This is a genomic window from Streptomyces sp. NPDC005805 (assembly GCF_040630445.1).
Lineage (GTDB): Bacteria > Actinomycetota > Actinomycetes > Streptomycetales > Streptomycetaceae > Streptomyces.
Genome location: NZ_JBEXXN010000012.1, coordinates 43639 through 56557 on the forward strand (window position 1 = coordinate 43639; position 12919 = coordinate 56557).

At 69.0% G+C, this 12919-nt stretch carries 7 protein-coding genes and 2 pseudogenes; 7 read left to right on the plus strand and 2 right to left on the minus strand.

Annotated elements, in window-relative coordinates; genetic code table 11:
• Positions 1 to 108: 108 nt before the first annotated feature.
• The 5 genes and pseudogenes from ABZ457_RS09475 (at position 109) to ABZ457_RS09495 (ending at position 8734) form a co-directional block, all read left to right on the plus strand.
• Positions 109 to 5739 carry an RHS repeat-associated core domain-containing protein gene (locus ABZ457_RS09475; RefSeq protein ID WP_359155699.1) on the plus strand — a complete coding sequence of 1877 codons (5631 nt, stop codon included), beginning with the start codon at positions 109 to 111 and terminating at the stop codon, positions 5737 to 5739.
• Positions 5736 to 7082 (plus strand): RNase A-like domain-containing protein, encoded by a 1347-nt coding sequence (locus tag ABZ457_RS09480; protein WP_359155701.1) that lies wholly within the window; start codon positions 5736 to 5738, stop codon positions 7080 to 7082. The genes ABZ457_RS09475 and ABZ457_RS09480 overlap by 4 nt, the downstream gene beginning before the upstream one ends.
• Positions 7083 to 7190: 108 nt before the next feature.
• Complete coding sequence (locus tag ABZ457_RS09485; RefSeq protein ID WP_359155703.1) at positions 7191 to 7724, plus strand: hypothetical protein; 534 nt, start codon at positions 7191 to 7193, stop codon at positions 7722 to 7724.
• A 388-nt stretch (positions 7725 to 8112) separates the two neighbouring features.
• Positions 8113 to 8280 (plus strand): annotated as a pseudogene (locus ABZ457_RS09490) (winged helix-turn-helix domain-containing protein); the annotation flags it as partial.
• Positions 8281 to 8407: 127 nt separating this feature from the next.
• Positions 8408 to 8734 (plus strand): transposase, encoded by a 327-nt coding sequence (locus tag ABZ457_RS09495; protein WP_359155856.1) that lies wholly within the window; start codon positions 8408 to 8410, stop codon positions 8732 to 8734.
• A 192-nt stretch (positions 8735 to 8926) separates the two neighbouring features.
• On the opposite strand, the gene ABZ457_RS09500 is transcribed toward ABZ457_RS09495, so the two are convergent.
• A complete protein-coding gene (locus tag ABZ457_RS09500; protein ID WP_359155705.1) occupies positions 8927 to 9472 on the minus strand; it encodes a hypothetical protein in 546 nt (181 codons plus the stop codon).
• Positions 9473 to 9672: 200 nt separating this feature from the next.
• Between ABZ457_RS09500 and ABZ457_RS09505 the strand changes: the two genes are divergently transcribed.
• On the plus strand, positions 9673 to 10674 hold the full coding sequence (locus ABZ457_RS09505) for an ankyrin repeat domain-containing protein (RefSeq protein ID WP_359155707.1): 1002 nt from the start codon (positions 9673 to 9675) through the stop codon (positions 10672 to 10674).
• Positions 10675 to 10803: 129 nt separating this feature from the next.
• Here ABZ457_RS09505 and ABZ457_RS09510 read toward each other — a convergent pair.
• A pseudogene (locus ABZ457_RS09510) lies at positions 10804 to 11034 on the minus strand (MFS transporter); the annotation flags it as partial.
• Between the two features lie 214 nt (positions 11035 to 11248).
• Between ABZ457_RS09510 and metG the strand changes: the two are divergent.
• A complete protein-coding gene (gene metG, locus ABZ457_RS09515) occupies positions 11249 to 12835 on the plus strand; it encodes a methionine--tRNA ligase (RefSeq protein ID WP_359155709.1) in 1587 nt (528 codons plus the stop codon).
• Positions 12836 to 12919: the final 84 nt, after the last annotated feature.

Genomic DNA, 12919 nt, shown 5'->3' on the forward strand with positions numbered 1-12919 from the left:
GCCCCTCATCCTTCTCGCGTCCTTCCCTTCCTTCCTTCTTGCCTGATACATGCGCTCGGCCGACGTGGCCGCGCGCATGTCGCGCCGCTACCGATGTGTGGAGTACTGATGCCTTTCCGAGGCCGGTTGGCCGACCAGCTCATACCCAGACGGGTGGCGGGCTCGCTAGCACTCGCCCTGACCCTCGCGTTCGGCGTCGGGCTCGTGCCGCCGGTGGCGTTCGCCGAGAGCAAGCCGGCGGAGCTGGAGCGTGCCGAGGACCCGGTTCCCGTCGTCGAGAACAAGCCGGGCAAGGCGGCGGCCAAGCGGCCTGCCGACGTGATGAAGAAGACCGTCGACCCGCGACTGGACACTCCTTCCTGGCCGGGCAGGGCCAGCGCGGAGATCACGGTTGGTGAGACGGCGGCAACTGCACCACCTGCGAAGAAGGTCGGCTCGCTGCCCGTCACGGCTACTGCCGCGACGGGTGGGAAGGCGACGACGCCGAACAGAATCGCTGTGGACGTCCTGGGCGAGGCCGAGGCCAAGCGCCTCGGTGCGAGTGTCGTGCTCAAGGTGAAGAGAGCCGACAAGACATCGCGTCCCGCGCCGGTGCGCCTGAAGGTGGACTATTCGTCCTTCGCGGAGGGGTACGGCGGCTCCTACGGTTCGCGTCTGAACCTGGTCGAACTGCCCGCATGCGCGGCGGAATCGACCCCGGGCAGCAAGGCCTGCCCAGTCAAGCCCAAGGTTCTGCCCACTATCAACGACCCGCGGACTCGGACCCTGTCCGCCGAGGTGACCGCCGCACCGCGAGCCTCCGGCTCCGCGCCCGCAACGGCCGGCGCAGCGAGCCTCTTCGCGGTGGCGGCAGGCCCGTCCTCGCCCCAGGGCACCTACAAAGCAACCGCGCTCGCACCGTCGTCGAGCTGGAGCACGGCTCCCTCCTCGGGCGCCTTCTCCTGGAGCTATCCGCTGAAGGCGGTGCCCACCCCCGGCGGGCTGGTCCCGACGGTCGGCCTCGGCTACTCCTCCCAGGCCGCCGACGGGCGGACCTCGGTGACCAACAACCAGGGTTCCTGGGTGGGCGACGGCTTCTCCTACGACCCCGGGTACATCGAACGCCGCTACAAGCCGTGCTCCGAGGACGGGCACCCTGAATCCGGCGAGCAGTGCTGGGCGTTCGACAACGCCACCATCCTGCTGAACGGACAGTCCGGTGAACTGATCCAGGACGACAAGACCAAGACGTGGCATCTGTCGAGCGACGACGGCGCGAAGGTCGAGAAGAAGACCGGTGCGACCAACGGGGACAACGACGGCGAGCACTGGATCGTCACCACGAGCGACGGCACCGAGTACCACTTCGGCCTCAACCGGCTGCCCGGATGGGCGAGCGGCGCCGAGGAGACCAAGTCGACCTGGACCGCCCCGGTCTTCGGCGACGACCCGGGCGAGCACTGCTACAACACGACCTTCACCGCAGCCCACTGCAAGCAGGCCTGGCGCTGGAGCCTGGACTACGTCAAGGACACCCACGGCAACGTGCTGTCCTACTTCTACCAGCCGGAGACCAACTACTACGCCCTGAACGGCAAGACGGACGTCGTCGGCACCGCCTACCACCGCGGCGGCTACCTCAAGCGCGTCGACTACGGTCAGCGTGACGGTAAGGTCTACGAAGCCAAGGCTCCGGCCCGTGTCACCTTCACAGTGGCCGAGCGTTGCCTGCCCACCAGCACCTTCGACTGTGCGACGTCCAAGCGGACCAAGGCCAACAGCGCGCACTGGCCGGACGTCCCGGTCGATCAGGAATGCGCGTCGGGCGCCAAGTGCACCGTCGGCCAGACGTTCTTCACCACCAAGCGGCTGACCGGCATCACCACGCGGATCCGCAAGGACGCGACCACCTATCGGGACGTGGACCACTGGTCGCTCACCCACCGCTTCCACGACAACGGCGACGACTCCAAGGCGCTGTGGCTGCACAAGATCCAGCACGAGGGCCGGGACGGCACCGCCGTCAAGATGCCGGCCATCGAGCTGCTGGGCGAGCAGCGGGCCAATCGGGTGGACGCCGTCGGCGACAACATCGCGCCCTTCCACCGCTACCGGCTCTCGACGGTTCTGAGCGAGACCGGCTCGCAGCTGGACATCAACTACGCGGACCCCAACTGCGCCAAGGCCAACCTGCCCAAGCCGGGTGAGTCGGTCAAGCGCTGCTATCCGGTGAAGTGGGCGCCTCCGGGCTACCTGGAGCCGACCACCGACTGGTTCCACAAGTACGTCGTCGCCGAGGTCATCGAGACCGACCGCACAGGCGGCAGCGAGAGCCGCGTGACGCGTTACAACTACCAGGGCAACGCCGCATGGCGGAAGGCCAAGCCCGACGGCATCACCGAGAACAAGTTCCTGACCTGGGGCAACTGGCAGGGCTACGGCAAGGTCTCGGTCACCAGCGGCACCGCGGACAAGCAGAGCACGCGCGTCGACTACACGTACCTCCAGGGCATGGACGGCGACAAGGACGCCGACGGTGCCACCCGCAAGGTCAGCGTGACGGACTCCCAAGGCACCCAGCACACGGACGCCGAGGAGTACACCGGCCACGAGCTGGAGGCGGTCACCTACGACGGCAGCAAGATCGTCTCCCGCACGATCAGCGAGCCCTGGAAGCACACGACAGCGACCCAGACCCGCGACTGGGGCATCCGCCACGCGGTGATCTCCAAGCCGCGCGTCCAGCGGGGCTTCACCCCGCTGTCGGCGGGCGGCTGGCGCGAGACGAAGTCCGTCACGACCTACGACACCGCGACCCGCACGGGACGGCCCACCCGGGTGGAGGACCTCGGGGACGTCTCCACCGCCGCCGACGACACCTGCACCCGCACCTACTACGCCGACAACACCGACAAGAACATCCTGTCCCTGCCGTCCCGCAGCGAAGTCGTCACCGTCAAGTGCGCCACCACACCTGATCGTTCCAAGCACATCCTGGCCGACGAGCGCACCTCCTACGACAACGGTGCCTACGGGGCGGCCCCCACCAAGGGCGACGCGACCAGGACCGAGAGGCTGACCGCCCACAGCGGCACCACCGCCACGTACCAGACCACCGGCACGACCGGGTACGACTCCTTCGGACGTCCCTTGTGGCAGAAGGACGCGAAGAACAACGAGACGAAGACCCAGTACACCGAGACCAACGGGCTGCTGACCAGCGCCAGTCTCACCAACGCGGCCGGGCACGTCACCCGTACCGACTACAACCCCGCCCGTGGCGCATCCACCGGCCAGACCGATCCCAACGGCAAGCGCACCGTACTCGGGCACGACGCGATCGGCCGTCTCACCTCCGTCTGGCTGCCCGACCGGGCCACGTCGCAGACACCCAGCATCAAGTACTCGTACCTGGTCCGCACCAACAAGCCCACGGCCGTGAAGACCGAGAAGGTCGAGGTCGACGGCTCGTACGGCACCGAGTACGAACTCTTCGACAGTCTCCTGCGCGGCCGTCAGAAGCAGACCGAAGGCCCCGACGGCACCCGCATGGTGGCCGACGTCTGGTACGACGCCACCGGCAAGGTCGCCAAGACCAATGCCACCTACCGGGCCGAAGGAGCACCCGGCGACGAACTGCTGCCGGTCACCAACGGTGAAGTAGGCGCGCAGACCCGCACCCAATACGACGGTCTCGGCCGCACCGTGGCCGCGATCAGCCTTCATGCCGGTACCGAGCAGTGGCGCAGCACCACGCGCTACGACGGCGAACTCGTGCATGTCGACCCGCCGGCCGGCGGCGTCGCCACCACGTCCGTCACCGACGCCGAGGGCCGGACCACCGCCCTGCGCCACTACCACGGTGACCGCCCCGATCCGTTGCTCGGTTTCGACGAGACCACGTACACCTACACGCTCAACGGACAGCTCAAGACCGTCACCGACGCGAAGAACAACGTCTGGAGCTACGAGTACGACCAGCTCGGCCGCAAGACCAAGGCCGTCGACCCCGACGCCGGGACCTCCGAGACGCACTACGACGAGCTCGACCGCGTCTCCTGGACCACCGACGGCAACGGCAAGAAGCTCTCCACCCAGTACGACTCCCTGTCACGCCCCACCTTCACCTGGGAGGGCGAACCGACGACAGGTACCAAACTCACCGAGACCAGGTACGACAAGGCCGGCTGGCTGGGCCAGGCCTGGGCCTCCATGCGCTACGTGAACGCCACGCAGTACATCGGCTCCGCGGTCACGGCGATGGACGACTTCTACCGGCCTCTGAAGAGCACCTACGCCGTACCGACCACCGAGGGCGCACTCGGGGGGACCTACGAGTTCACCACCACGTACAACCGGGACGGCACCGTCCGCGGCTCAGGCCTGCCCGCCGCCGGCGGCCTGCCCGCGGAAGCCCTCGTCCACGGCTACGACGAACTCCAGCGTCCCACGACGCTCACCGGCACCAACTCCTATGTCACCGGGACCACATACTCCGGGATCAGCCAGATCATGGGCATGGAGCTGTACGCCGGCAGCGGCAAGAGGGTCGGCAAGACCTTCGAGTACGAGGCGGGGACCGGCCGCCTGCGTACCGCGACCGTCGACATCGCCGGCGCCGCCGCACCTGCCAAGCGTTCCTCCTACTCCTACGACCAGTCCGGCAACGTCCTGTCGATAGCCGACACCGGCTCCTCGGCGTCGATCGACGTCCAGTGCTTCGCCTACGACACCGGCGCCCGCCTCAAGGATGCCTGGACCCCCACCGCCACCGCCGGCACCGCCCAAGGCGCGGGCACCGTCGGCAGCAACGGTCTGGACGGCTCCAAGCCCTCCGCCTGCAACGCCGCGCCGGGCGCCAACGGCCTGGGCGGACCCGCGGCCTACTGGAAGTCCTACACCGTCGACGCGATCGGCAACCGCACCAAGGAGGTCATCCACGACACCACCGGGAACCCGGCGAAGGACATCACCCGCACCTACACCTACGGCGGCGCGGGTACCCAGGGCGACGGCCCGCACCAGGTCACCAAGGTCGTGGAGAACACCCCGACCGGCGACAACCAGTCCACCTACACCTACGACGACGCCGGCAACACAAGAACCCGTGTGATCGGCGGCAACACCCAGACCCTCGACTGGAACGCCACCGGCCAGCCCGCGAGGATCAAGACGTCGGCGGGTGACACGACCTTCATCTACGGTCCTGACGGCAGCCGCATGATCCGCAAGGATCCCAAGGCGACCACCGTCTACCTGCCCGGCATGGAACTCTCCCTCGCCGCCGGCTCCAGCACCGTCAAGGCCACCCGCTACTACAGCCACGCCGGCCAGACCGTCGCCATCCGGACCAGCGACAACAAGCTGTCCTTCCTCGCCTCCGACCACCACGGCACCGGCGAGTTGGCCATCGACGCGGCGACCGGCTCGGTGACCCAGCGCCGTTCCGACCCCTACGGCGTCGACCGCGGCCGGGCGAACGGCGCCTGGCCCGGCGAGAAGGGCTTCGTCGGCGGCACCATCGACGCCTCCACGGGCCTCACCCACATCGGCGCCCGCTCGTACGATCCCCATCTCGGCAAGTTCATCTCTGTCGACCCCATCATCGACTACACCAGTCCCCAGCAGATCAACGGCTACGCGCCTACGCCGACAACTCCCCGGTCACCCTCTCCGACCCGACCGGGTTGTACAGGGATTGTGGTGCCATCGACCCCCGCTCCTGCTCTCGCAAGCCGCTCAAGAGTGGCAATGACGTGAAGGTGGAGGATGCGGAGAAGGCCGTCGACGGAGCCAGGGCCGACCAACAAGCTGCGGAGCAGCAGTACTCCTCTGCCGAGAAGCGCACCCTGCAGGCGGGCAAGGCTCTTGGCAAGATCCTCATGGACGAGCTCGGCATCACCGCTGGACTCGACTGCGTTTCGACCGGAGATGTCGGTTCCTGTGGGGAGACACTCCTCAACATAGCCGGAAGCTTCGCCGGTGGTATGGCCGGGAAGCTCCTGGCCAAGTACGGCCTCCCCTGGAAGTGGGACAAGGCAAGCCAACTCGCCAAGAGAGTCGTCGGGCTTGCGGACGACATCGTCAGCGGCGTGATGGACATGCTCAGCGCGTCCAAGAAGATCACCAAGGCGAAGGAGGCGATGGCCCGAGCGGAATCAGCCCTGGAGGCAGCGAAGAAGCGCCCGGGGGAAGGGCAACCCGTAGGGTGCAAAACACACAGCTTCCTGCCGAGTACCAAGGTCCTCACGGCAAACGGCAAGACCAAACAGATCCAGGACCTCAAGCTCGGCGACAAGGTCGTCGCCACCGACCCCAAGACAGGCAAGACGGGCCCTCGTGAGGTCGACCGGACCATCACGACCGAGGACGACAAGGACTTCGTCGAACTCTCCATCACCACACAGCGCCAGGGAGCGCACGCCAAGACCGGGAAGTCGGTTGCTCGCGGGCCGCTGAACGCGGCAGTCAAGACGGACGGCAACCCCTCCACTGCTGGCCTCACTTCCACCGTCAACCACCCCTTCTGGTCCCCCTCCGAGCGGCAGTGGATCAAGGCCGGCGACCTCAAGCCGGGGATGACCCTCCGCACCGCCGACGGCGGGACGGCCGAGCTCACCGCGTCCCGCGCCTTCGAGCAGCGCCAGCGCACCAATGACCTGACGGTTCGCGACATCCACACGTACTATGTGCTGGCGGGGGCTACACCGGTCCTGGTGCACAACTGCAGCAACCTGACTGCTGATGACGCTCGATTCCCTGCCGCGCACGTTCTCGACGAGCATGTGAATGTAAGTGATCAGCAGCTCATTCAAATGGCGCAAACCTCGGGAGTGAAGTCTCGCTTTACCGATCTCCAGACTGCCCAGCAAGTCGTCGACTACGGTATTGCGTCGAATCAGAAGCGCATCGGTAACTGGCTTCGAGGTGGTGGCGTAGGGCCGCTTGAAATCAAGGGGAGATTCGGTGCCAATAACCCAATTGGGGTGAGGGCTGACGCGAGCGGAAGTATTACCCCCACAAGTAACGCGTATACAATAATCCTTCAGCGTGCGGCTGGGCATCCGGGAGGATATTACGTGTCGACCGCATATCCGAGATAGGTGTTCTCTGTGGGGATCAGGTTTACCGAGGATGACTTCGGTGTCACGCATCTAGCCTCTATGTTCCATCAAGACTGGAGGCAATCGGGGAGCGCGCGCGATGTGGTCATGAGCTACGTCGCCCAGACGTCAGATCCGTTCGTTCTGGCGCTCGCCGAGGATGCACTCAGGATGGCAGCCAGTGGTGACGCTGACACTGTTGCCACCCTCTGGGAAGGTGCAACTGGCTCCTATCATCGCCTCAACGGCGATTCGGTCAGTGGATTGGACTGGTTCCGGGAAGTTGCAGATATCTGCGCAAGGGGCCTCGCTCAAGCCGGCGTACAAGCAAACCTCGAAGTCGGTGAAAGTGCGTACGGCGCCTTCACGGGCAGGGTTGTCGCGGAAATCGACGAGCTTGAGCCTGCTCTGGATGAGGCGATCACAAACAATCCAATGGAGGGTATCCCGGGCGCCGTATCGGCGCTGAGGGTGTGCGCCTCGGATATCTGCCCGGAGCTCGCCTTTAGGGTCCTCCTGAGATTCCTCATGGAGTATTCGTGTGAGATCGACCATGATTTGTATGCGAGATTCGTAGAGCTGGGGCGCGAATTTTCCTACGGAGAATTTGTGGTCTCGCGAATTTCGTTCCTGATGCGCTAGCCCTCCCCGGGTGACGCCCCTTGGCTCTGGATTAACAGAGAGTCCTTGGGTAGGAAGCATGCGGCAAGCCAAGAGGCCGCCATCGGCCAATCCCGATGGCGGCCTCTTGGCGTCTTGACGCTGAGGTTGAAAGGGTGGGTGACAGCGGGCGTTGGCGGTGCTGCATCCTCGTCATGAGGTACGCGGATGGCGGCGGTCTGACTACTGCGGGGCGGGGCGAAGCGTGGGGCGGTGCGTTTGAGGCCGTGGAGATGATCGAACTGGAGGTGCGGCCGGCGGAGGTGGCCCGCAGGTTACGGGTGTCGCGGAAGTCGGCGTACGCCTGATACGCCGCCTGGCGCGATGGTGGAAGGGCGGCACTGGCCTCCAAAGGAGCCGGCGGCTTTCCGTGCCGCCTGGACGATGCCCAGGCCGAACGGTTGCAGGCCGAGTCGGAGGCCGGCCCGGCGCGGACGGCTGGAGCGAGGGCCAGCGGTGGACGCTCGCGAGGGTCGCGGAGCTGAGTCACCGCCTGTTGGGGCACCGGTACACCCCCCGCGGGGTGTCGTATCTGTTGCACCGGCTGGGCTGGTCACCACAAGTCCCCGCGCACCATGCCGTCGAGCGCGCCGTCGAGCGGTGGCGGACGGGGCAGTGGTCGCGGGTAGGGGGGGCAGCCCGGCTCCTGGGCGCATGGAGACCTGCTGGCCTCCGCCCGGCGACAGCTCGGCGGTGCCCCGCTGATCGTGGTGTGGGACAACGCCAGCACCCATCGCGCCAAGGCCTGGCGGGAGTTCTGCGACCGCAACAACGACTGGCTCACCATCGTCAAGCTCCCGCCCTACGCACCCGACCTCAACCCCGTCGAAAGCGTATGGGCCCACCTGAAGAAATCCCTGGCCAACCTCGCACCCCGCACGATCGACGACCTCACCCCACTCGTGAAGAACCGCCTACGCGGCATCCAGCACCGGCCCGAGACCCTCGACGGCTTCATCGCCGAGACCGGACTCGGGCTGGAAACCCCGTAGCCCCGTCACCCCACCCTTTCAACCTCAGCGGCAACGTCAGCGGACCGGTTCGGCACAAAGCGGTGGGCGGCTCCGTCCTCAGGCTCGGCAGCGTCCTCAGTGGTGCCGTGCAGCGCGCGGCCGAGGAGGTCGATGGCATCGCGCTGGAGGCGGAGGCGAAGGCGGACGTGGGAGTCGGGGGCCTGCACAGGGTCAATGCGGTCCTGCATCGGTGCAGCGCTTCCCTCGCTCGTCGAAGGTCGTCCACGAGGCGGTCCCACCAGTTTGGGGCCCTCTCGGTCCCCGGCGTGTCCCCGCATTGAGTCTCGCACCCGTCCCTCCGGCCACCACCTCCAGGCGGCCCGCGCGCCAGGTGGACAGGAGCCAGGCGGTGGGGAGTTGGAGGTTGAACAGGGACACGACGCCCATCGCGAACGCCCCGTCGACCGGGACGTCGTAGCCCGCAGCCCAGGAGGCGATGCCCGCGCAGACCAGCAGGACCACCGTGTAGAGGGCGCCGTCGGTCAGGATCACGCGCCAGCGCGGGAGCGGTGGCAGCAGACGGCGGGCCAGGGTCAGGGCCACGAAGGCCGTGGCGGGGAAGAGGAGTTCCCACGAGTCCGCGGCTCTGACCGTGCGCAGACCCTGGTATCCGCCCGACGCCGCCGCGAAGGTGAGGTCGACGCCCAGGCCGATCAGCCAGGACAGGGCGACGACGAGGAACGCGTAGTGCGTGGAGCCGCGCCAGGTGACGGTCATGCCGATTCCCCCTCGAACAGGGCGGTGTGGGGTAAGTGCCCTGTTCATGGCCATGGTTCCATGCGTTGTGGCGCTGCCGGAGCGCGGGGCCGGACGTGTGAGGCCGGCCGGGCGCAGGCCCGTTGTCAGTGGTGTCTGAGACCGTGGGTCGCAGAGGGAACGGCACACGGCCGGGCCCGGGGCCTTCGGGGGAGGTCGGGATGAGCAACGGGGTATTCCTGGGGTGGGGACGGGGACGGGGAGGCAACGGACCGAGCGGCTGGGAGGGCATGGCCCGGGACGGCTGGACGGACCACGACGAGGTGGTCCGGCGGCTGGACCGGGGCGCCGACCCGGAGGGCAGGGGAGGGACACCGCTGCTCCACCATGTGGCGACGGTCGGTTCGCCCGAGGTCGTCGCCGAACTGGCCCGCCGCGTCGCCGACGTCGACGCGGTGGACGAGGACGGGACCACGGCGCTCTGGCACGCGGTCGTCGACGACCTCCCCGGGAACGCCGCCGCCCTCGCCGCCGCAGGGGCGGACCCCTGGCGGGAGCAGCTCGGGGGATGGTCGGCGGGTCGGCTCGCCCTCGCCGGGCCGACGCCGGGCCTCTTCGCGCTGTCGGAGGGGGAACCCGGGCTGACCGAGGCTCAGCAGGCCATGGCCCGGGAACGCGGGCGCCTCGTCGCGGCACTCGGGAGCGTCTACTACGACGGCGCGGGCCTCGCCTGTGTGGCGGGGATCGACGCGGCGGAGGCGATACGCCGGCTGGAGGGCGAGGTCACCGAGCCCGAGGGCATGGCGGAGGCCGTGCGGGACGGAGGGTGGTGGGACGTGGATCCGGAGATGCGCGTCGTCGGTGTGACCACCGTGCCGGGAGGCTGCGTCGTCACACAACCGTGGGGCTACGCACCGCAGATGACCGAGGTGATGAACCGGCTCTCCGCAGGCACCGTCTGCTACGGCCTCTACGCCAACCCCAAGAGCGGCAACCAGGGCAGCATCGTCCGCGACGGCGTCCAGGAGGGCTTCGACCTCCACCCCGGAGGGGGCCCGACCGTCTGGGACGCCGCCGAGGAGGTCTTCTTCGCATACCTGTACCACTACCGTGCGGTGGCCCACGCCTGTGCCTACGCGGGGCTGCGCCTGACGGACGCGCGTGCCGTCAGCGGGCCGCCAGACCACTGGGTGGAACTGCCCGCGCACATACGGAGGGACTGACGCCGGGCGCGCGGCCGGCACCCGGCGCGGCCCCCCTCACCGCTCCAGCTCCCGGTGCGCCGTCTCCGGCAGCCGCAGGTACACCGCCGACGACACCAGGCACAGGGCCGCCGAGACCGCCGTGCCCGCCCACCCCCAGCCGTCCATCGCCGCCTCGTCCAGGGTGCTCATCATCAGCGCGGCCACACCGGACGCGGCGAACTCCCCGCCCATGGAGAGCCCTTGGAACAGCCGCGCGGTCACCAGCACCACGGGCGCGAGGACCCCGGCCGCCGCGTACGTCGGCGTCAGACCCACCAGCAGGCTGCTGCCGCCCATGGGGAGGATGGTGACGGTGACGGCGGTCCGCCGGCCGTGCCGGTAAAACTCGGTGGGGGCGACCGGAAACCCGGTGGGGCGGACCGGGCGCCCGCTGCTAGCCTCCCCGCATGATCACGCATGCGCCGTTCTCGATGATGCCCCGCCGACGGGGCTGCTGAGTCGGACGTGTGACGTGCCGAGGCCCCGGGAAGGGGCCTCGTCCGCGTGTGCGCAGCCGGAGCCCGCTCCCCGGGACAAGGAGGAGAGGGTTTCCATGACGACCGACGCCACAACCGACACCGACACTGCCACCGCCACCCCGGGCACCACCGCGCGCCCAGCTGTCGCGCGCACCTACGTCACCACCACCATCCCGTACGTCAACGCCCGCCCCCACCTGGGCTTCGCCCTGGAACTGGTGCAGGCGGACGTGCTGGCCCGGCACCGCCGGCAGGCGGGCGACGAGGTCCGGCTGCTGACCGGCACGGACGACAACTCGCTGAAGAACGTACTGGCCGCCGAGGCCGAGGGCGTGCCCGTGCAGGACTTCGTCGACCGCAACGCCGCCGCATTCGCCGGGCTGCGCGGCCCGCTGGACCTGTCGTTCGACGACTTCATCCGCACCAGCAGCGACCCCCGCCACCGCGCCGGCGTGGAACGCCTGTGGCGGCGCTGTGCCGACGCCGGCGACCTCTACCGCAAGCACTACGAGGGCCTGTACTGCGTCGGCTGCGAGCAGTTCTGGGCCGAGAGCGACCTCGACGGCGGGCGCTGTCCCGACCACGGCACCGCACCGCAGACGGTCGCCGAGGAGAACTGGTTCTTCCGGCTCTCCCGCTACGCCGAACCCCTGCGCGCCCTGATCACGGACGGCACCCTGCGCATCGAACCCGCCTCGCGCCGCAACGAGGTCCTCGCCCTGATCGACGGCGGACTGCGCGACTTCTCCGTCTCCCGCTCCCAGCGCCGCGCCCGCGGCTGGGGCATCCCCGTCCCCGGCGACCCGGACCAGGTCGTCTATGTGTGGTGGGACGCGCTCGGCAACTACGTCACCAGCCTCGGCTACGGGACCGGCGACCCGGCCTTCGAGGAGTGGTGGGCGGGCGAGGGGCGGCGCGTCCACCTTGCGGGCAAGGGCGTCATCCGCTTCCACGCGGTGTACTGGCCCGCCATGCTGCTCTCGGCGGGGCTGCCGCTGCCCACGGACATCCTGGTCCACGACTATCTGACCGTCGGCGGACGGAAGATCAGCAAATCGGCGGGCACCGGCGTGGACCCGGCGGAGCTGGCCGCCGACACCGGGGCGGACGCGGTCCGCTGGTGGCTGCTGCGGGACGTGCCGCGCACCGGGGACGCCGACTTCACCCGGGAGCGCCTGGTCGCCCGCGCGGACGCCGACCTCGCGGGCGGCATCGGGAACCTGGTCCACCGGGTGGTGACGATGGTCCACCGCTACCGGGACGGACGCCCGCCCGTCGGCCACGGCATCGGCCCCGTCGCGCCGGAGCTGGCGCGGGCCTGCGAGGAGAGCCCGGCCCGGATCGCGGCGGCCCTGGAGGCGTACGACTTCCGGCAGGCGTGCGCCGCGGTGTGGACGATCGTGGAGGAGGCGAACCGCTGCGTGGACGCCACCCGGCCCTGGGAGTCGGCCCGGGCCGAGCGGGCCGGGGACACGGCGGCGGGGGAGCGCCTGGACGATGCGCTCGCCGCGCTCCTCGAAGCGTGCCGGGTCCTCGCGGACCGGCTGGCGCCGTTCCTGCCGGGGGCCGCGGCGCGGGTCGCGGCGCAGTGCGCACCGGTGGACGGCGTCCTGCCGCCGCCGGGGCCGCTGTTCCCCCGGCTGGGGGCGGGGGCGGCGTAGGAGTCACGCGCGCCTCCGGGGCCCGGCCCGGGTTCCGGCCCCGCCCGCCCCGACCGGGCGGCGTAAGGGTGCCCCGCCGCGGGG